This window comes from Paenibacillus sp. FSL R10-2788 (assembly GCF_038003885.1).
In the GTDB taxonomy this organism is placed as follows: Bacteria; Bacillota; Bacilli; order Paenibacillales; family Paenibacillaceae; genus Paenibacillus_AQ; species Paenibacillus_AQ odorifer.
Genome location: NZ_JBBOQA010000001.1, coordinates 5,543,539 through 5,564,091 on the forward strand (window position 1 = coordinate 5,543,539; position 20,553 = coordinate 5,564,091).

The window sequence follows — 20,553 nt, forward strand, 5'->3', positions numbered from 1 at the left end:
TTAGCCTGCTTTTGTTCCGCACTCTGCACAGAATTTTTGTCCAGCTTTCAGCTCATGTCCACAGCCGCTGCATTTAATCACCATGCTGTCTCCACAATGAGGACAGAATTTCACCCCTGGCGCTACCATAGTCCCACATTTACCGCAAGCTTTAGGCATTTCTTTTCCACAGGAGACACAAGAAGCCGCTCCCTCAGGATTATCTGCTTTACAGGATGGGCAAGGACGATAAGGATTCCCGCAACCTGGACAGAACTTAGCTCCCGCATTTAGTTCATGCCCGCATTCAAAACATTTGATCTTGTTCGCAGAGGGAGAACCTTGCGGGTTGCCTCCAAGCGCCTGCCCACAACCGCTGCAGAACCGTCCCTCTACTGGATTCATAACTCCACACTTAGAGCAGGAACGCTGCTCTTGACGTATAACTGTAGTCCCTGAATCCAAGTTCATCCCTCTAGTCATACGGTTCACCATATCCATAGCGGGTCCAGCAAATCCCATTCCAAGTCCAAGCCCCATCCCGGTGTTCATCATGCCCACTCCAAGATTGCCGGGATTACCTGCCGCTTCTTCCATCGTGTCAAAACCACGCTCCTGCTGATAGGTGAAGCCCATGATATCCATTTCCGCTTTTTTAGCCAAAGCTTCCTTCAAACGAATCGTTGCCGGATCATCCTCTGGAATATTGATCGAATCAATATAGAAATTATTCAGTTCAATGCCATTATCCAAGAAAGCCGAGGCTAGTCGGCCCTGAATATGTTTGGAGATCTCTGCAACATAAGCATTAATCTCCAGTATGCTGATTTGCTTGTGCACAAGGTAAGAAGAAATAAGTTCATTTATATTCGACATCAGCAGTCCGCGGAAATAACTGATAAGCGTTTCATGATCAAACTGCGGGAGCGTCCCTACGAGCTTCAGCAAGAATTTTCGCGGATCATCGATTTTTACACCAAACTGCCCAAAAGAACGAACAGAAATCATAATTTTGTATTTGGGATCCTGAAGCTGTAAAGGTGAGCTCGTTCCCCATTTGACATTCATCGAATTCGTCTTATTCACATACCATACTTCAGCCGTAAATGGTGATTTTCCACCAAAAGGAAGATTAACGATATTGGATAAAATAGGTATATTAGCGGTGCTAAGGGTGTGCCGCCCAGCTGTAAAGGAATCAAGCGCTTGTCCGCCCTTGAATAGAATCGCTTCCTGGGATTCATTAACGATTAGTTGTGTCCATGTTCCCAGCTCCTGGTTAGGATATTTCCATGCAAATATACCTGGAGGACCGTCATACTTGACCACTTCTATAATTGCCATCTGCTATTCCTTCTTTCATTATCTTATATATAAATAACGTGTATGCTCCCAAATGGGAATTAGTGTATTTCGATATTTATTGTATACGATATATATCGTGTTTTGGGTTCTTTTATTGAAAAAAATTACTGATCTCCTCACAGAAAAAGCGCCAACTATGCCATCCCTTTACAGGAAAACCATAGTTGGCGCTTCATAGTCAGCTAAATATTAATAGTAGCTGCTGTTCTCAACGAATTCGAATTCGAAATCAGCGATACGGACAATTGTTCCTTCTACAGCACCGCGTTTACGAAGCTCTGCATCTACACCCATATGACGCAAAGTCCGTGCCAGCTTGAGAATCGCATCATGTGTGCTAAGCTGCATGCGCTTCAGCATACGTTCGATACGTGGGCTTGTGACCACAAATGCCTCGTTATCACGTGTAATAGTAAACGAATTATCTTCTTCTGCTTCCAGCTTATACACCTTACGTTCAGTAGTTTCAGCAACTTCCTCAACCACCGGAGCAACCGGAATACTGTCGAGAATATCCGTTGCACGATATAAGAGCTCCTGAACACCCTGACGGGTAAGGGATGAAATTGGCATGATTTCTAAATCCGGCCGCACCTCAGCTACGCGTTCGCGGAAAGAAATAAGATTCTCTTCTGATTCAGGCATATCCATCTTATTCGCCGCCACAATCTGCGGACGATCGATTAGACTAGCATTGTACTGCTTCAGCTCATCATTAATTAGAACCCAATCCTCGAAGGGATCACGGCCCTCAGAGCCAGACATATCAACTACATGAATGATGATACGCGTGCGTTCAACGTGACGCAGGAATTCGTGACCCAGACCTATGCCTTCACTAGCTCCCTCGATTAATCCAGGCAGATCCGCCATCACAAAGCTTCGGCCATCCCCAACATCCACTACCCCTAAATTCGGTGTAATTGTTGTGAAATGGTAAGCTCCGATTTTGGGCTGGGCTGCGGACACAACCGACAGCAACGTAGATTTACCCACACTCGGGAAGCCTACAAGCCCTACATCAGCCATTACCTTAAGTTCCATAACAACATAACGCTCTTGGCCTTCTTCACCGTTCTCCGCAAGCTCTGGTGCAGTATTATTAGCTGTGGCAAAACGGGTGTTACCCCGGCCTCCACGGCCTCCACGTGCAACTACAACCTGTTGTCCATGACGCGTCATATCGGCAATGATCTCTTGCGTATCATCGTCAATCAGAATGGTTCCTGGCGGAATACGAACGATCATATGATCCGCATTCGCTCCATGTTGGCTTTTGTTCCGTCCTTTAATCCCTTTGTCAGCTTTGAAGTGGCGCTGATAACGGAAGTCCATCAACGTGCGCAGTCCCTCATCTACACGGAAAATAACGTCGCCTCCACGGCCTCCGTCACCACCGGCAGGACCACCCTCCGGTACATATTTCTCCCGGCGAAACGCAACGAGACCATCCCCGCCGTCACCGCCTTTAACATAAATCTTAGCTTTATCTACGAACATAAATGTTCACCTTCCTCACATTTCAAGCGGTAATCGCAGCTCTACATAAGCCCTGCTAGGCTTAAACTGCTCTGCTTTCATGATTTTTCCTTGTACTATATTATAAATTTGCCCTTTGAGCAGCTCGGGATTGCCATGCTCCCCCTCGCCTTCGAAGGAGATAAGAATGTCTCCTCCATCCTGAAAAAAGCCAAGGCGCAGCTTGCGCGTCTCCCCCTGAGGAGCCAGCCCGTTGTACTGATAAGCCCGTATGGTCTGCATAATCACTGAAGTCAGCTCATCTCCTGCTTCTGGATTTAGCTTGTCCTCTAGCTGCAACCCTTCCTCCACCTGAACTTCCAATTCCAGACTAGACCTGTTAGTTCGGAAGGATTGGATATAGAAAACCAATGAAGGAATGCCCAACTTAGCGATACGACTATCAAGTGCTATGCGTTCCTTTATTCTTTCCACACACTCCACGGATTTATTAGGCTTTCCAAGCTGAATATATCCGTATAGAATCTGCAAATCGTTCATCCAATCATGTCGATGATGATTCAGTGTCCGAATCGCCGCCTGTTGCAGAGTGTTCTCTTGTATACGCAGCTCCCGTTCATAATGACGCTGGCTCCAGATAAAACTGAAAGCAACGATTGCCACTACCCAGACTCCGAGTAATAGACACGTCAGAAGAGAAGTATGCCAATACAAAAGACCTAAAGGAAGCATTACGGATAACATGACTGCCCAGATTGCACTTTTCCAGGATTTCATTCTTTCTCCCCGTCCCTCAGTTCGCAAAATTCATGACTTCGTTTAGATAATTTGTTTTGTTAGTATCATTTACCATTTCCTAGTATAACACACGCGTTCACTGTAGTTCACCAGAGATAATAACGAGATTTTCACATCTATCTAACCATTCCAACTTTGCAACACAAATAATTATGAATATTCTACAAAAAAGCCTCCGGCACTCATGCCGGAGGCTTCTACTTGCTCATATGGTCCGTAAGCTTACGCTTCCAGTGCCGCTGCTACCGGAGCGACATCAACTGGGTACACGCTCACTTTTTTGCGATCGCGGCCCCAACGTTCGAACTTCACTACGCCATCCACCATTGCGAACAAAGTATCATCTTTACCGATGCCTACGTTAGTTCCTGGGTGAATTTTTGTTCCGCGTTGACGAACCAAGATGTTACCGCCGGTTACTGCTTGACCGTCAGCACGTTTCACGCCAAGACGTTTGGAATGGGAATCCCGTCCGTTTTTTGTGGAACCTACACCTTTTTTCGATGCGAACAATTGAAGATTCAATTTCAACATGTTGTCAACCTCCTTCTTTAAATATTTACTTGCTGTATTTGAATATACTTCCCGTATGATTCTGCGATATCATTCAGCATCACGACCATGGATTCAAGCAGCAATTGTACCTTCGCGGAAGTATCGAAATCTTCAACAGAACTTAATGTTCCACTTAAGAATCCGTTCTTCATGGACGTGTCCATGGAGATTCCGGTCAAGGTCTCAATCGAATTGACGGTTCCAACTGTTACAGCGGATACCCCGGCACATACGATATCTTCGCCACGCTTCGCATAACCCGCATGCCCCTTAACCTCAAAGCCAACGATAGTTCCTAGATCCGATAATCGTGTAATCCGCACGCTAATCATTAACGCACCTTCTTACGCTTGAATCTTCTCGATAGTTACTTTCGTGTACGGTTGACGATGACCTTGTTTCTTGTGGTAGTTCTTCTTAGGTTTGTATTTGTAAACTACAACCTTAGCGCCTTTACCATGTTTCTCGACTTTAGCTGTTACAGACGCGCCGCTTACTAGCGGAGTTCCTGCAGTCAGACCACCATCGTTAGAAACAGCCAATACACGGTCAAAAGTTACACTTGCGCCGTCTTCAGCTTCCAACTTTTCAATGAACAAAACGTCGCCCTCTTGGACTTTGTATTGTTTACCACCAGTTTCGATAATTGCATACATTTTACTTGCACCTCCTCATGTCTCAGACTCGCCTAGTCTAGGTGGCAGAATTCCCGTAGGAACTGCGCTTATGTACCCGATCGGAGCGGTTACAGCATGTGCAGGATCAACTGCATCAAACACATACTTGAAGATAGTATCATACTTATGACTTATCGTCAACTCATTCCAGCCATTCTCCAACTTTTCCGGTTCCCCCGCAGCACTGGCAAATCACAGGCGCAAAGCTGGCTGAATCATGCCTTGCCTTCTTTCTGGTCATCTCGAGCAGCCCGAGTCTTGTCCACCCCAAAATATGTGTTTTGGTGCGATCCTTGCAGATCACTTTCTCTAATCGCTCTGTGACCATCTTGCGGTGAAGCTCTTGTTCCATATCAATAAAATCGACAATAATGATTCCACCAGTATCGCGTAACCGGATCAAACGACCGATCTCCTCAGCTGCGAGCAAATTCGTATTAGTAACCGTTTCTTCAAGCGATGCTCCGCCAATGTATTGAGCGGTGTTGACATCAATTACGGTTAACGCCTCTGTCTCATCCCAGATCATTGTTGCTCCGCCCTCCAGCGTGATTTTGCGGCTGAAGCTCTTGAGCAATTGATCCTGAATACCATAAGCAGCGAAAATAGACTCCGCTCCATTATAAAGACAGACTGGCTTGTACCCTTCAGGAGCCATGTCGTCCAGAAAGGCTGTTGCTTCTCTAGCTGCGGCAGATGAATCAATAATCAACTGATCCCGTTGCGGATTAAAGGCATCTCTTATAAAGCGTTGGACAATACTAAGATCACGATGTAGTAAAGCGGGAGCCTCTACCGTTTGTGCCTTACGTGTAATATTCTCCCATTGGGCACGCAAAAAAGAAAGATCACCCTCCACAGCTTCATGTGGCTCGTCCTGAGAAACCGTCCGCATAATAAGCCCTTCTTCTTTCATTCGCAGACGTTCTCCGATTCCTTTGAGACGACTGCGCTCTGCATCCCGGCTTATTTTTTTGGAGACACCGACGTATTCTGCAAAGGGCATGTACACCATCCAGCGCCCGGGCAACGTATAATGAGTCGTTACACGCGCGCCTTTTCCGCCGCTCGGCTCTTTCCGCACTTGAACAACAATATCCTGTCCCGGCTGCAAAAGCGTCTCGATAGAGGGCTTCACATCAGGCTGTTTATCCAAATTAGGATGCAATACATCATCAACATATAAAAAAGCATTCTTCTTCTGTGCGATATCAACAAAAGCAGCCTGCATACCTGGAAGTACGTTAATCACACGGCCCTTGTAATAACTGCCGACCAACCCTTGCTGCTGATCGCGTTCAGCCGCGTACTCCACCAGCCTTCCGTTTTCCAGAAGAGCCATTCGGGTAATGTGCTGCGTGCAGTGAACGATCATCTGTTTCATGGCTTCACCTCTGGTTTCGTTCGTTCATTCCTTCACATTCTCTGCATAAATACACTATATTCCGAAGTAGGTTGATATTAAGCGCTGTTCCGGCACAACAGCAACAACATTTCCTTTACCGTTTAACACATAGATAAAATGATATTGATTACGTTTAAATAGACGCAATATATCATCTAAAGGTTTCGCAGATAATGCAACTATTGGACGAGCTACGCTTCCTGTTCGCAAATGATACTCATAAACAGCCTCCCGATTCATCAAAAAAGCAACAAACCGGTACGGTAAATTACGATGGTCGGTGAAATTCGAATACAGCAGAAAAGCTCCGATCATGACCATATTCAGCCTAAGGCCTCCACCCGCTCCAAGAGGCAGCAGCGCATATATAATCACAAGGACACTTGCGGCTACACTCACCCGTCCAGTCCATAACAAAGTGTAGTAATAAGGAAGTACTAAACTAATAGTGGCCTGAAGCACTTTACCTCCGTCAAGCGGCAGCACTGGCACTAGATTAAAAAGCCCAATAATGGCATTGGCATGAATAAAATAGGTCAGAAATTCCTGATTGCCATAACCGGCTTGTTGAAGTCCAAAAGCAATAACGATCATAATTCCATTTTGCAGTGGACCGGCAAGGGCTATTCCGATCTCACGACTGGCTGTAAGCCGCCCATGATCTTCAATAACAGCCACTCCGCCAAACGGAAGAAGCTGAACCGACTTAACTGTAACACCAGCCAAAAGAGCCGCAACGACATGTCCCATTTCATGAATGAAGACAATCGTAAATAAGGTGAGCAGCTCTAGAAATTGTCCCGTGACCACGGAGAATAACATAATGATCACGAACAGTGGATGTAGTGACAGTTCGATACCAAAGATCCTAATCAAACGATACCACTTCTGTAGGATCAATATAAGTCTTGTCTTTCATCACTGCGAAAAATAGTGTTGAAGCTGAGGATACGTCCTTCTCCATCATCCAACCGAGTGAATCCCCGCTCTGCACCCAGTCATCAACCTCCAGCTTGGTGCCGCTCAAATGTCCGTATTCTGCAGTGACACCGCCTGAATGCTGAACAGCAATTCGAATGCCCCCTTCCAGCTCTTTAGAGATGGAGAGAATACGTCCCATGTCTATACTTTTCACCGTCACATTTAAGGTTGAATCGATTTGAGGCATAATTTCCACCCCTTTTAGCGTAGATGCAAAAGGCTGGACAACGCTCCCAGCTATCGGGGCAGTGAGTTGATGATGAGCGGCCACTTTTTGAGCAGGCTCATCTTTATCCCCAAATATCGGAATGAACGCTGGAGCTCCGTTAAAGTTCTCCTCATACCAAACTCTCACAGCCGTGAAATCCATGTCATTGCTTAACGCATCACTAATAAAAGCTTGCATCTTATACGACCATGGCTGATGTACCGCAAAGACCCCCCACACTGCTCCAAACACAAGAACACTAGCAACAAAGCGCCGAATAAAACCGGCAGTAAAATTCGAGCCTCCACCACCGTCATCCTCCCAGCCTCCACGACTCTTTTTCCACATCACCTCTGGATCGGGCTCTACAGAGGATTGATCCGCATTCTTAAATCCTGTTCCCCATTCCTTAAAGCTCGTACTCTTATCCGGCATAATAAATGAAGGGGGAGCCTCCGCTATTTCTAGTTCTTGAACTTCCGAAACTCCTGAGACTGCTGAGACTTCCGGGAGTTCCTCCAATAAACTACGAATACGCTCCTTGCGGCGATTCTTGATATCTGATTTCTGATCCATATTTATCCCTCCGGACGGGCTTGTTTTACTTCCATTTTATGAAGCACGGAAGTCTCTTTAGAACAAGCCCCTCCAAGACAGACCATTTAAATCCCGGAAATGCCATACATTCATATTTATTCAAAAAAAATAAGCCCCACCATAGATTTCTCTACTCGTGGGACCCGTGTATGCTTCTTATAATAGGATTGCTTAGTAAAAATTAAGCCATACCGAAAAATTTCTTAAGCTTCTTAAATGCTCCCGGTTTGCGGTCAAGCTGCATCAGGGGTACAGCATCACCTAAAATTCGGCGTGCAATATTGCGATAGGCAATAGCTGCTGACGAATCGGGATTCATAACTGTAGGTTCTCCGTTATTTGCGGCTTTAATAACTAGCTCATCATCCGGAACAATTCCGATAAGATCAATGTTCAGCACCTGTAATATATCCTCAATATCAAGCATATCCCCAGACTTCACAAGACCTGGGCGAATACGGTTTACCACCAATTTCGGCGATTCCACACTCGACTGTTCTAATAGTCCGATAATACGATCGGCATCCCGCACAGCGGCATGCTCTGGTGTGGTAACCACAATCGCTTTATCCGCACCGGCAATCGCATTGCGGAAGCCGTGCTCGATTCCTGCCGGACAATCGATCAGAACATACTCATATTCCTTCTTTAGTTCAAGAATGATATCTCTTACTTGTTCAGGAGAGACAGCCGTTTTATCCTTTGTTTGAGCTGCAGGCAGCATATACAATTCATCAAAGCGCTTGTCTTTAACGAGCGCTTGATTAAGGCGGCAACGTCCTTCCGCTACATCCACAAGATCATAAATAATACGATTCTCAAGCCCCATAACTACATCCAGATTACGCAGTCCAATGTCGGTATCGACGAGACATACTTTTTTGCCCTGCAGTGCAAGTGCGGTTCCAATGTTGGCTGTTGTGGTTGTTTTGCCAACTCCGCCTTTGCCCGAGGTTACGACTATCGCTTCTCCCATGGAGGCTACACCCCTTTAAACACATTTAAATCCTGACGTAATTTGACCAAATTATGAATCTTATCGATCTGCATAGCTCCGTTTGTTAAATATGCAAATTCCATACTGCTTTCACGGGTTTCCCATTCATCGGGCGGACGACTAATAATATCGGCAATTCGCAGCTGTGTTGGAGACATTAAAGAAGCAGCTATAATCGCTTCCTCATTCCCGTCTACTCCAGCATGCGCCATCCCTCTTAGCGAACCTAGTATATAAATATCGCCTGAACAGGTTATGGTCCCCCCAGGGTTCACATCCCCCAGATATAGAAGATTTCCGTTATGGTGCAGCACCTGACCGGAACGTAGAATTCCACTCATCAAAAACAATGCGTCATTATCCTCACTGCCGGGCGCTGGAAGCGCCTCTATAGATCGAATCAACAGATTTCCCTGTCCCTTAAGAATCTCCAGCACAGCTTCCTTGTCTTCCTCAGTTACGGTACGATTGCCCAGCTTTATGTCCACATGTACAATCGGTCCAGTTAAAATATTTTGATGGCTGTGCTCCAGCTTATAGCGAAGCTCGCTCAGAAGATCTTCAAAGGGACATTTGTCGTCTAGCAGGAATATCAGGCCATCCTTGATGCCCTTAATCCTTACATGCTTGGATTTTACTGTCATATGCCTGGCCCCCTATCCTCATTCATTCGTGCCGGGCCCCTTAAATTCCTGCTTTGTATAGAAAGAAAATAGAAGCTCTTTAAGCCGCTTCTTCCTTATTCGTTTCTTTCTTGATTAGCTCAAGCTGGCGCCGAACCGGTATGTAGAAGAGTAGCCCGATGGCAAAATGAAAAAGCATCGTCGGCAGCATGTGATTCAAAATCGCCCAGCTATAAGGTTCTTGATTAAGATTAAATACACTATAGATACCAAATAGTATACTATCCTCAAGTAGACTTCCAAGCAGAACCACAGTCATCATAAGGGGCAGCGGAGCACGTGGAATCTGAAATAAAAGGCCGATTAAATAAGCCGACAATCCCATCGCAAAAGAGTGTGCTCCAAGAATTCTGCCGTAAAAAACGACATCATGCAGCATTCCAAAACATAATCCCAATATAAGTGCTGTATGCCGATGATGATATATAGTCACGAACAATAACACTACAAAAACCAGATTCGGAATGATTCGCATCTGCCAAACATCTGGAATCAGCCAAGGTAAAATGGTTCCCTCCACAATAAATAAGAGGAACAGTAACAGAACAAGAACTGATCTGCGCATATTCACTATTCAGCACGCTCCTCCGTAAACACAACAATCAACTGCTTCCAGTCCTGAAATTCTGCTGAAGGCTTAATCACTGCTGTGGAGGTTAATCCAAATTCACCAACATCGACGCTTTCAACTGTGCCTATTGTCAATCCCCTTGGATACAATCCTCCAATACCGGAAGACAGAATAGTATCCTTCGCTGCAATAGGATCACCCGGTGGAATCTTAGTCATCAGCAGTCTGTTCGTCTCTGGATTATAACTCTCAATCATCCCAAAGGATTTACCCTCTTTATTTAAGGCAGTTGCCGCAATAGGCGGCTGGGAATTAGGATCATTGGTGTCCATCATTGTCATCAGCTTCACTGTGGAGGTGAAATTGCTCACCTTACTGATAACACCGACTAGACCATCCACTGAAATCACGGACATATTAGGTCTAACCCCATCTTTGGAGCCCAAATCGATAACAATCGTACTATTGCTTGGCTCTGTTGTCTGGCTAATTACCTGTGCAATACGATATTCATATTTATACAAATTTTTCTGTTCTTCAGTGAAATTCCAATTTCTCTCCAACTCGTCATTCCGCGCCTTGACGAAATTATACTGGGCTTTATCACGTGCATACTGGGCAGCCATAATTTTAAGCTGTTCATTTTCTTTAGCAAGATCACTCAGATTTCCAATATCTTCAAACAAGCCCGCTACATATCCAGCGGGCTTGTAGAACATTTTTTGCACGAAACCAGTCGAATCTCTGAGAAAGTTCTCCGGCCAGGACAAGCCTTTCCTTGTTGCCAAGCTGAAGCCCATTACCACAATGAACAGCACCAGTGTAATCAACAGAATAAACAGACGTTTATTGCTTAAGAGTTTAAACAGTTTCAACACCCTCTAACAACAGTATTTCTCCCATAACAGGGGTTGACTTACACAAGTGGTAGAACATCATCTTATCTCTTCGAACGAAGACTGGATCCGCTGCGGCTCTTGAACAAATGAATGTTCTCAAGTGCCTTACCGGTTCCAATAGCTACACAGTCCAGTGGATTCTCAGCAACAATAACCGGCATTCCCGTCTCACGTGCAAGCAGCTTATCCAAGTTGCGAAGCAAGGCTCCCCCACCTGTCAAAACAATTCCACGATCCATAATATCTGCTGCAAGCTCTGGCGGACATTTTTCCAATGTTACTTTAACAGCTTCAATAATAGCATTCACTGTGTCAGACAAAGCTTCACAGATTTCATCAGAAGTAATTGTAAGTGTTTTTGGCAGACCTGTTACGAGATCACGGCCGCGAATTTCCATGGTTTCAGCCTTTTCAAGAGGAAGGGCCGAGCCAACATCCATTTTGAGCTGCTCCGAAGTACGTTCACCGATCATCAGATTGTATTGACGTTTGATGTATTGAATGATGGACTCATCCGCTTCATCACCTGCAACACGCACTGAACGGCTAGTAACAATACCGCCGAGCGAGATTACGGCAACTTCAGTTGTACCTCCACCGATATCTACAACCATACTACCTGTAGGCTCCCATACTGGCAGATCCGCACCGATAGCAGCAGCAAAAGGCTCTTCGATAATGTAAGCTTCTCGAGCGCCAGCTTGTTTGGTAGCATCTTCTACCGCACGTTGCTCTACAGCAGTAATACCAGATGGCACGCAGACCATTACATTAGGGTGACGCTGGAACATAGAACGCTGTTTCTGTGCTTGACGAATAAAATATTTAATCATCGTAGCCGTTGTATCAAAATCAGCGATAACGCCATCTTTCATCGGGCGGATCGCACGGATATTTCCAGGAGTACGACCGATCATTTTTTTGGCGGATTCACCCACGGCTTCAATCGTCTTAGTATCAGTGTTAATGGCTACAACGGAAGGCTCTCTTACAACAACGCCCTTACCGCGTACGTAGACAAGCGTATTCGCTGTCCCCAAGTCAATTCCTAAATCTTTTGTGAAACCACCCAACATGCTAATTTCTCCTTTTCCTAAGTAAATCTACATTTATATTACATATGTCCTTTTTCTTTCAAGCTTACGAAACTGCTATCTCCGATAATTAGATGGTCCAGCACATCTATTCCGATAATCTCACCTGCCTGAAGCAATCTAGCGGTTAGGGAAATATCTTCTGGACTAGGTGTTGGATCACCACTAGGATGATTGTGCGCGCATATAATAGAGGCGCTACTGCATTTTATAGCTGCTCTGAATACCTCACGAGGATGAACGATCGAAGCATTCAGGCTGCCCATGGACAATGTTTCTTGTCCAATCACATGATTCTTCGTGTTCAGAAACAGACAGACAAAATGCTCCTTTTGCAAATAACGCAATTGCTCAGTCAGAATCTCTGCAGCGTCCCCAGGACAGCGGATAATGACCGGCATATTGAACCTGGAATTCGCAAGGCGCCTTCCCAGTTCGATGCCTGCTTTTAGTTGTACGGCCTTGGCAGGACCGATACCGTTGATTTTGGTCAGTTCTTCGATGCTAAGGTCAACTAGCCCACGCAGGCCACCGATCTTCCCCAGCATCTGCTGTGCAATATGAATAGCCGACTCGCGGCGTGTTCCCGTACGCAGCAGAATGGCTAACAACTCCGCTTGACTTAATGATTCCGCCCCATAATGCATCATGCGCTCTCTAGGTCGTTCTTCATGGGGGAGGTCCCGCAGCATAATTGGTTGCGACTCCATCCCTATCCCTCTTTCCCCAGGCTTCCTACCGGCTCAATACCGTTATACCGAACTCGGATAGCATTTCGCCAAGAAGCGACAAAGGCAATCCGACTACATTGAAATAACAGCCTTCAATTCGTTCCACCAAAATGGACCCAAGCCCTTGTATCGCATATGAGCCAGCCTTATCAGCAGGCTCTCCCGTAGCAATATAAGCAGCAATTTCCTCTTCAGTCATTGCCCTCATCGTTACGGAAGTAACACGGTGCTCCACTATAGTCTTCCCATTCGGGAGTCCGAGGCAGGCTACACCCGTGTATACCTTATGAGTTCGGCCCTGAAGTCTGGTAAGCATCGCTTTGCTGTCCAGCTTGTCCACCGGTTTGCCTAGCACAGTATTATCTAATACAACAATTGTGTCGCTTCCTATAATGACTGCGTTACGCTCTCCGGCCGCAGCTACTACGGCTTCTGCTTTTCGCAAAGCTAGACTGCGCACGATTCTCTCCGGCGTCCAATCCGGCGGTGTGCTCTCATCAGCTTCGCTGGTAATGACCTCAAAGGGCAAACCCAGTAAGGATAACAGCTCACGTCGACGCGGTGAACCTGAGGCTAGAATAATGAGTGGTGAGTTGTCCACGTTGTAAACGTCCCTTCTTGCTCAGTAACGAGAGTTACAGTCTGCGGTACAGCCATACAGCTGTAATAATACCGGCGAGACTAAGCATGCACAATTTCAAATGAATAGTGATGTCATAGGTTATGATGTCTAAATCGGCTCGCGGAGACCATTTGAGCACAGTCGATGTTGTTAGAAAAGACAGAGCCTTTACGGGCTGCAGCAGCTTGGCGATCCAGGCTCCAGCCAGCCAGCCTAGAATTAGAAATAACAGCAGTGTTCCTACATTTTTCTTCTTCATCTCAGTCTTCCCTCGCCATTTTTTGACACCCTAATTATTATACGGTGAAACGGTGATCAATACAAACGTAAAATCCCCTACGGTAATGTTTACCACCTTTTGCCCTAAAAGTTGCGGAACGATACCCCTCTCCGAAAAAAACAACAAGCCCCCAATTCCCCGGAGACTTGCTGTTATTTTGAATCCGCAATCCAAGCATTCAATTCATAGCAGACAGCAGCTGTTTTTGACTGGTCAAGAAGCTCAGCATGGATTCCTGCACTTCCCAAAGCAGGGCTTGCGCCTTGTTCTTGTTATATTCACTCAGTGCTGAAATTCCTTGGCTCATAGATTTCTCTAGCGCTGCGCAAATGCTTTTGGCTTCAGGCGTTATGCCTTGCTCCAGAGCTTTAACAGCTTCACTCCATTGGAGATGAAGATCACTCACAGCTGAGGTATTAGCTGCCGCATCCGTTTGTCCTCCGCTGAGTAAAGAAGCGGATTGACTGCTTAGTTCACTGAGCAGCTGTCCACTCACCGCAAAATAACTATTCACAGCCTCCGCATTTCCGGCAAACCCTAATCGTTCCACTCCGGGAAGCTCCACCTCTCTTACATAAAGCTCAATCCCTTGATTCTTCAGACCACTGCTGAGCAGCTTAGCTTGTTCACGGTCAGAGGACATTCCGGCATATACACGATTTCCGTCAGCAGGGTCCAAGCCCGCAGCTAAGCCAGCGTCCAACAGCTCTTGTCTAGCTTGTTCCGCGCCTGCCGACGTACTGAATACGCCATACTGCAGCAGGTAGTAGCTTTGCGCAGCCACTTGAACAGGAATACTGTTTTTGCCGGCATCATCTGTGCCCGTAACCGGCAATCCCGAGGTTCCTACACCTGCTGGATCATTAGCTCCGGAAGTCTGCCCTGAAGTAGCCAACGTATCTGTTATCCCGGTTCCTGAACTACTGTCCATGTTTCCTCCATAAAAAAAGGAAAGTGCCGCATATCCTAATAGTAGACCCGTGCCGATCGCCCCCACCACAGACAGGGATAATTTCCACCAATACGATGGGCGACGAGTATGGTATGAGCCCCCATAACCTCCCGTGTAAACCTCTGCTGATTTATCTCTGTCATCCAGTACCAAATCTGAAAGCAGATACGATTGCTGCGTATTTCTGAAATCTCTATCCTGTTCGTCCCATTCTTGCTGGCGTGGATCTACAGTTCCTGAGTAGTAGTCGTAAGCATCCTCCGGTGGTGCCTCACGCGTAGAGCGTAAATCAGGTTCATGCACCCAAGTATGCTGCTGTGCTGGACCGACCTCCTTGCGCAACTCCTCTGCATATTCTTCAGCTGTGCCCAGTCCGCCACTGGACCAGCGCTCCACTACCTGCGGTTTTGGCTTAGGCTCGTCCTTATTCACGTCAAATCGGAATGTCATTCTTCCGTTATTCAACAGTAACACCTCACCTCATCTAATCTATATGGAAATATATGATAGACAATAGAGAGATATGCTATTTTTATAGCCAAATGAATAATGAAAGTTATACGGATTCAGTTTACATTACATGTAACTTTTATATACTATATAAAAAGAGCTAAAAGTGTGCACTATACTAGTTAAGCTAGAAATAGGATTTTAGTTCATTACAGTTTAGGAGGGCTTTTTCTGAAACAAAAAATTCAAGCAGCAATTGTGGGCTACGGTAATTTAGGAAAAGGTGTACGTAAGGCTATTAACCAAAGTGAAGATATCGAGCTGGTTGCGATCTTTACGCGCAGAGAGCCTGGACAACTGGAAGCCGGTGAAACCGGTGTGAAATTCGAGCATATCTCTGCCGTCGAACAATATAAGGGAAAAGTGGATGTTATGATTCTGTGCGGAGGATCGGCTACCGACCTGCCAGAACAGACACCAGCTATTGCCCGGATGTTTAATACCGTGGACAGCTTTGACACTCACGCCAAAATCCCTGAGTTCTTTGCGACCGTTGATGCCGCAGCTAAACAAGGCGGAACACTCAGCGTAATTTCTACGGGCTGGGATCCAGGCCTGTTCTCCATGAACCGTCTGCTAGCTGAAGCTATTCTTCCACAAGGTAAAGAATATACTTTCTGGGGTAAAGGCGTCAGCCAAGGTCACTCCGATGCCATTCGCAGAGTAGAAGGCGTTAAAGGCGGCGTGCAATATACGGTTCCAGTACAAGAGGTTATCGAGGCTATCCGTGCGGGTGAAACACCAGAACTTACTACTCGTGAAAAACATCTTAGAGAGTGTTTTGTAGTAGCTGAGGCAGGTGCAGATCAAGAGCGCATTCGCGAAGAAATCGTGAATATGCCGAACTATTTTGCAGATTATGATACTACGGTTACTTTCATCACTGAAGAAGAACTGGCAGCTCAGCACAGCGGTATTCCGCACGGCGGGTTTGTTATTCGCAGTGGGGTAACAGGAGAAGGCACGAAACAAATTGTTGAATTCGGCCTGAAGCTGGAGAGCAATCCTGAATTTACAGCTAGTGTGCTTGTGGCTTATGCCAGAGCTGCTCAGCGTATGAGTCAAGAAGGTCAAAGCGGAGCGCGTACTGTTTTCGATATTCCACTTGGGATGTTGTCTCCGAAATCACCAGAAGAACTGCGCCGCAACTTGCTCTAAAATCCTGTCAACAAATAACCCGCGTAGGACTTTTAATGGTCCTCGCGGGTTATTTGTTGTCCAGAGCAGCAAGCATCTTGTCAGACAACCTTCTATACAAGACTAAGAATCTTACTCTTAACATGATTCATTTCATAATTCTTTAATAAAGTCTCATGCGCACGATCCGCAATAATAGCGCCAAGCTCAGGATTTTTCAGTAAATTCAATACACTTCCAACAACCTCAACCGAGGTATTAGCCAGCAAAATATTTCGGTTATGCTCACAATTCAGCTTCTCACACATGATAGAGCTAGTAACCACAGGCGTTTTAAGCGCCCAGGATTCCAGTATATTTCTAGAAACTTCGCAGCCTTCAAGGATAGGCACCAGAACAGCTTTAGACCGTCGTATGTATTCAGTAGAGGAATTTACTGGTCCAGTGACTATGACCGATTCATCTTCCTTAATCAAAGTCATGACCTCCGGGTGAACCTCTGAGCTGATAATATAACTTTTGATATCTGGCACTTGCTCCTTAATCATGGGATAGGTTTTTTTAAAGAATACTCGGGCTGCATCTATTCCCAGTCTCATATTCATATTCCAGTGCAGCACAATTGAATTTTCTTTAGTCACAGGCTCTGCAAAAGTCTCATACTCATTCATCTTGATGAAATGGGGGACAACATGAACCTTACGGGCATCTGCAAATGATAGAGATTTGAACGCTAGTGCATCCCATTCCGAGGTTGCTAAAAGTAGACCCGTTTTATTCATTAATCGCCGTTTATTCCTACGATCCCATGCGGCATTGAGTTTATTATAGGGATTCTTCCTGCTTAACTTCCCTGTCTCTCCGGAGGATCCTCCGCTTCCGTTTGCAAAACTATAGGTATCTGTGATCACACTGGCTTCTGGAAGCAAGTTCCTCACCATATCAATACATTTTCCCAATAGGACATGCGATATAAATACATGCTTATAATTATTGGAACGGCAAAGCTCCAAAATAGTGTTTTTCATATCTTTATCTATATGACTTAAATTTGAGAAATTCCGCAGTTTATGTAAGGGGCGCAACATTGGCCTCCAGGTCGTATAATCTTCGTTAATGTTATGAACCGTAAGTGCCGTCCGCTCATTTATAGACACGGTTTGGTTGGCACTTCCGTACGTCAGCAAATCTATATCAAATTTCCCAAGCAAAATCTCGAGAATACTCCCTGTTCTCATTTCTCCTTCTAGATCCTCTGCGCTTTGATTCTGGGCTGATAGGAACAGCATTCTTTCTCGCATGACTCTGGCTCCTTGTATTTTGTAATAAAAACCCCCATCTACCAACTGAAACTTTAGATGCAGTTCAATAGTAACTCATTTCACTTAAAAGTTTTGTCGATTTATAGGGGAAGTCTAAATTTTTTTGAGTTTTTTTCTGGTTCCTCAGAATTCGATTACAATTTCCCCTTATAAACCGCCGCTTTTTCTAAAAAACAGACTACCCCCCCTTTTTTCACGACATACATAATCATGAATTGCTCTATTGATAGAAGTTGTAATCGTTAGGTATTATGTACTAATCCTCTTTGCATACAAAAAAAGCGTCTCCCTCGTATAATGTCGAAAGGAAGACACTTTAGTTGTCGTAGCTTCTAACTACACAGTTCCGGCCCTTTTTCTTAGCCTGATACAATGCAATGTCACTAAGTTTGTAAAGAGTGCTCAATGAGTATCGTTCACCTGAATCCACCGTGATGACTCCAATACTTATCGTGTAATGCAGGGGGACACCATGAATGATCGCCCCTGTAACCGCTGTGCGCATCCACTCTGCAATCATATCACTGTTTTGTTCATCGGCTCTATGCAGCAGCACAGTGAACTCCTCACCGCCGAATCTTCCGAACAGATCGCCATTGCCAAGCTGCTGTTTTATTTTATGAGCCAGATCCTTCAGAACGTGGTCGCCGGTATTGTGGCCGTAGGTATCGTTTATACGTTTAAAGTGATCAACATCCAGCAGTAAAAAAGAATATGGCAGCTTCTTCATCGCTGAGGCAGCTATTAAAGGTCGGACACGCTGAACAAAGGATCTGCGATTCAAAATACCTGTCAGCACATCATAAGTGGCCACCCGCTCCAATTCTGTAAAGGAATCCTCTCTATATAGCAGCATGATTCCCGCAGTTCCTAAAAACATAAGCAAATAAATCCCCAGATAAAAAAATATCTGCAGCCAGTGAGAGGTCAGTGCATTCAGTCCTAACATCGAATAAAACGGTTCAAGTCCCTTGCCAACCAGCGTTAAAATTACAACACCGTACAACAATCCCATGGTTTGCTGGAGAGAGGTCTCTCTAATCTTCACAGCTAATATGTAAGCAGGTAAAGCTATGATCATAATCCCAAATAGACAAGTTGCAGCCATAACGAACCGCTCATCTGGCATAATTAAATGCAGTAGGACTACAACGACAATGGACACTCCGAACAGGATCGTATAATATCGTTCAACCCAGCTCCCAAAAACCCTGAGAAGCATCAGAAGCGCTAAGCTTTCCAGCGTACCTCCAGCTAAAGCAAGCAGCATACTGATTGGAATGGGAAGTCGCGAGTCTGTGAAATCGTTCAGCAAAAGGAGAATTAAAGCTGCCAGCTGCAAATATTTTGCCGTGACAAACAAGGTAGAAGTCCGTTCCTGCGCGTAACGCAAACGATAGACAACAATAAGCAATACCGTGAATGATTGCCACATAAAGAGGCAGACCAGCAGTGTCTTGAGATCCAGATGCATGTTAGTGAATTTCACCCCCTGTATTCTCTAAGCTCAATAAATATAATTGTATCTGACCACTCGGTTTCTTCCTTCTTGTTTGGCTTGGTATAACGCTTTATCGCTCAGCTTGTACAGCTTATTTATCCAGATCTCCTGATCCGGCATGATCGTAATTACACCTATACTAACTGTATAACCTTGTGAGAGTTTTTGTGTGGGCGTCTTCATTACTGCCTCTCGTAACGCTTCAGCTTTCCGGTCACAGCTAGCTTCATCAAGCCCGCAAAGTATAACTGCAAATTCCTCGCCGCCAAGCCTGCCGAATAAATCGCTGTTTTCGAGGTTGTCCTTAATCGTCAATGCGAATTCTTCCAAAACAACATCACCGGTATCATGGCCGTATGTATCATTGATTTCTTTGAAGTGATCCAAATCCAGCAGCATAAACGAAAAGTACTCCTGCTCAGCAACTGCCTTCTCAAGCCGTACCTCAGCTTCCTGAAGAAATGCTCCACGGTTAAGGATTCCAGTCAGATCATCGTAGCTAGCGATTCGTTTCAGTTTTACAAAGGAATGCTCGTTAGAAAGTAGAATAAAGCCTGCGGCTCCCACAATCAATAATAAATACATCCCCAGGTAATATAAATACTGCGAAAGATTAGTTGTGAACACGTTCATCTCTGGCTCCCAGATCAGTGCAACAATCGCGCGGAGCAGCATAATCCCTGCAAAAGCGTAAAATAATATTCCGAGTATCTTCTGAAGAGGGGTGCCTTTGGGGTTCACCGTGAGGTGGTAAGCTGGATAGACAATAAAAAGTATCGACCATAGTGAGGTGCAGGCTATGCGCCAGCTGGAATGATGAAAGAAGACGGCAACAATACTAAAAGTAATCGAACTAAGTATGGAAAGCGTTATGTAATACAACTTTATCCGCTGCCCAAGAATGCCCATCATCAGCAGTAAAGCAATAATCTCCAGACAGCAGCCTAGAAGAATCAAAGCGTTGCTAAGTGGAATGGATAAAGCGCGGGGAATATGGCCCCATAATAATAATGAACACCAGAAGAGCAGCTGCACCGCCTTAGAGCGTATGAATAAGGTGGATGCCCTGTCTTTAGGAGCGCTCCTCCGGTAATTGGTTATCAGTACCAATATAAATAGGTTTCCAAAAATAAATAAATACACTAACGTTTTGATATCAAGCTGGGAGTCCATGAGTCACCACCTACACGGAAAAATTGATCCTCTACTG

23 protein-coding genes and 1 other annotated feature are annotated in these 20,553 nt (G+C 45.3%); of the genes, 1 reads left to right on the plus strand and 22 read right to left on the minus strand.

All coding sequences use genetic code 11. From position 1 onward, the window contains the following. From NSQ50_RS24715 to NSQ50_RS24805, 19 genes are all read right to left on the minus strand, one after another. Nucleotides 1-1,323 (minus strand): SPFH domain-containing protein, encoded by a 1,323-nt coding sequence (locus NSQ50_RS24715; RefSeq protein ID WP_038573034.1) that lies wholly within the window; start codon nucleotides 1,321-1,323, stop codon nucleotides 1-3. Between the two features lie 210 nt (nucleotides 1,324-1,533). Next, nucleotides 1,534-2,844: a GTPase ObgE gene (obgE, locus tag NSQ50_RS24720; protein ID WP_036685174.1), complete on the minus strand. Its 1,311-nt coding sequence runs from the start codon at nucleotides 2,842-2,844 to the stop codon at nucleotides 1,534-1,536. 15 nt (nucleotides 2,845-2,859) lie between these two features. Beyond that, nucleotides 2,860-3,600 (minus strand): Spo0B domain-containing protein, encoded by a 741-nt coding sequence (locus tag NSQ50_RS24725; RefSeq protein WP_076105522.1) that lies wholly within the window; start codon nucleotides 3,598-3,600, stop codon nucleotides 2,860-2,862. Nucleotides 3,601-3,843: 243 nt separating this feature from the next. Further along, nucleotides 3,844-4,155: a 50S ribosomal protein L27 gene (gene rpmA, locus NSQ50_RS24730; protein ID WP_036685171.1), complete on the minus strand. Its 312-nt coding sequence runs from the start codon at nucleotides 4,153-4,155 to the stop codon at nucleotides 3,844-3,846. A 17-nt stretch (nucleotides 4,156-4,172) separates the two neighbouring features. Beyond that, entirely contained in the window at nucleotides 4,173-4,508 is a 336-nt protein-coding gene (locus tag NSQ50_RS24735) for a ribosomal-processing cysteine protease Prp (protein WP_036685168.1), read from the minus strand. A gap of 12 nt (nucleotides 4,509-4,520) precedes the next feature. Then, nucleotides 4,521-4,832, minus strand: a complete 312-nt coding sequence (rplU, locus tag NSQ50_RS24740; protein WP_036685166.1) for a 50S ribosomal protein L21 — start codon at nucleotides 4,830-4,832, stop codon at nucleotides 4,521-4,523. A gap of 14 nt (nucleotides 4,833-4,846) precedes the next feature. Then, nucleotides 4,847-4,933, minus strand: a sequence feature (ribosomal protein L21 leader region). After that, nucleotides 4,848-5,015, minus strand: a complete 168-nt coding sequence (locus tag NSQ50_RS24745) for a hypothetical protein (protein WP_155288184.1) — start codon at nucleotides 5,013-5,015, stop codon at nucleotides 4,848-4,850. Its footprint overlaps the feature before it by 86 nt. Further along, complete coding sequence (locus NSQ50_RS24750) at nucleotides 4,996-6,237, minus strand: Rne/Rng family ribonuclease (protein ID WP_036685163.1); 1,242 nt, start codon at nucleotides 6,235-6,237, stop codon at nucleotides 4,996-4,998. The genes NSQ50_RS24745 and NSQ50_RS24750 overlap by 20 nt, the downstream gene beginning before the upstream one ends. Before the next feature lie 54 nt (nucleotides 6,238-6,291). Continuing rightward, entirely contained in the window at nucleotides 6,292-7,134 is an 843-nt protein-coding gene (locus NSQ50_RS24755; RefSeq protein WP_036685160.1) for a M50 family metallopeptidase, read from the minus strand. Continuing rightward, a complete protein-coding gene (locus NSQ50_RS24760; RefSeq protein ID WP_076224596.1) occupies nucleotides 7,127-8,023 on the minus strand; it encodes a M23 family metallopeptidase in 897 nt (298 codons plus the stop codon). Before NSQ50_RS24760 ends, NSQ50_RS24755 begins: the two co-directional genes overlap by 8 nt. 202 nt (nucleotides 8,024-8,225) lie before the next feature. Next, complete coding sequence (minD, locus tag NSQ50_RS24765) at nucleotides 8,226-9,020, minus strand: septum site-determining protein MinD (RefSeq protein ID WP_036685156.1); 795 nt, start codon at nucleotides 9,018-9,020, stop codon at nucleotides 8,226-8,228. Between the two features lie 5 nt (nucleotides 9,021-9,025). Next, complete coding sequence (minC, locus tag NSQ50_RS24770; RefSeq protein WP_036685154.1) at nucleotides 9,026-9,685, minus strand: septum site-determining protein MinC; 660 nt, start codon at nucleotides 9,683-9,685, stop codon at nucleotides 9,026-9,028. Between the two features lie 79 nt (nucleotides 9,686-9,764). Beyond that, on the minus strand, nucleotides 9,765-10,295 hold the full coding sequence (mreD, locus tag NSQ50_RS24775; protein ID WP_080742577.1) for a rod shape-determining protein MreD: 531 nt from the start codon (nucleotides 10,293-10,295) through the stop codon (nucleotides 9,765-9,767). Beyond that, a complete protein-coding gene (gene mreC / locus NSQ50_RS24780) occupies nucleotides 10,295-11,173 on the minus strand; it encodes a rod shape-determining protein MreC (RefSeq protein WP_036685152.1) in 879 nt (292 codons plus the stop codon). The genes mreD and mreC overlap by 1 nt, the downstream gene beginning before the upstream one ends. Nucleotides 11,174-11,235: 62 nt before the next feature. Further along, entirely contained in the window at nucleotides 11,236-12,270 is a 1,035-nt protein-coding gene (locus NSQ50_RS24785) for a rod shape-determining protein (protein WP_036685150.1), read from the minus strand. A 38-nt stretch (nucleotides 12,271-12,308) separates the two neighbouring features. Continuing rightward, the gene (gene radC, locus NSQ50_RS24790; RefSeq protein WP_036685147.1) at nucleotides 12,309-12,998 is read right to left on the minus strand and encodes a RadC family protein; all 690 of its coding nucleotides are present in this window, start codon (nucleotides 12,996-12,998) and stop codon (nucleotides 12,309-12,311) included. 25 nt (nucleotides 12,999-13,023) lie between these two features. Beyond that, nucleotides 13,024-13,620, minus strand: coding sequence for a Maf family protein (locus NSQ50_RS24795; protein WP_036685146.1), 597 nt, complete (start codon nucleotides 13,618-13,620; stop codon nucleotides 13,024-13,026). A 34-nt stretch (nucleotides 13,621-13,654) separates the two neighbouring features. After that, entirely contained in the window at nucleotides 13,655-13,900 is a 246-nt protein-coding gene (locus NSQ50_RS24800) for a DUF4321 domain-containing protein (protein ID WP_036685144.1), read from the minus strand. Nucleotides 13,901-14,099: 199 nt separating this feature from the next. Next, a complete protein-coding gene (locus NSQ50_RS24805) occupies nucleotides 14,100-15,338 on the minus strand; it encodes an SPOR domain-containing protein (protein ID WP_076099458.1) in 1,239 nt (412 codons plus the stop codon). 216 nt (nucleotides 15,339-15,554) lie between these two features. On the opposite strand from NSQ50_RS24805, the gene NSQ50_RS24810 reads away from it, so the two are divergent. Continuing rightward, nucleotides 15,555-16,541 carry a diaminopimelate dehydrogenase gene (locus NSQ50_RS24810; protein WP_038573038.1) on the plus strand — a complete coding sequence of 329 codons (987 nt, stop codon included), beginning with the start codon at nucleotides 15,555-15,557 and terminating at the stop codon, nucleotides 16,539-16,541. Nucleotides 16,542-16,633: 92 nt separating this feature from the next. Here the strand turns inward: NSQ50_RS24810 and NSQ50_RS24815 are convergent, their stop codons facing one another. From NSQ50_RS24815 to NSQ50_RS24825, 3 genes are all read right to left on the minus strand, one after another. After that, nucleotides 16,634-17,821, minus strand: coding sequence for a glycosyltransferase (locus tag NSQ50_RS24815; RefSeq protein ID WP_036685141.1), 1,188 nt, complete (start codon nucleotides 17,819-17,821; stop codon nucleotides 16,634-16,636). Between the two features lie 337 nt (nucleotides 17,822-18,158). Then, nucleotides 18,159-19,316: a GGDEF domain-containing protein gene (locus tag NSQ50_RS24820; RefSeq protein ID WP_076099457.1), complete on the minus strand. Its 1,158-nt coding sequence runs from the start codon at nucleotides 19,314-19,316 to the stop codon at nucleotides 18,159-18,161. Nucleotides 19,317-19,349: 33 nt separating this feature from the next. Continuing rightward, a complete protein-coding gene (locus tag NSQ50_RS24825) occupies nucleotides 19,350-20,516 on the minus strand; it encodes a GGDEF domain-containing protein (protein ID WP_076099456.1) in 1,167 nt (388 codons plus the stop codon). Nucleotides 20,517-20,553 lie beyond the last annotated feature (37 nt).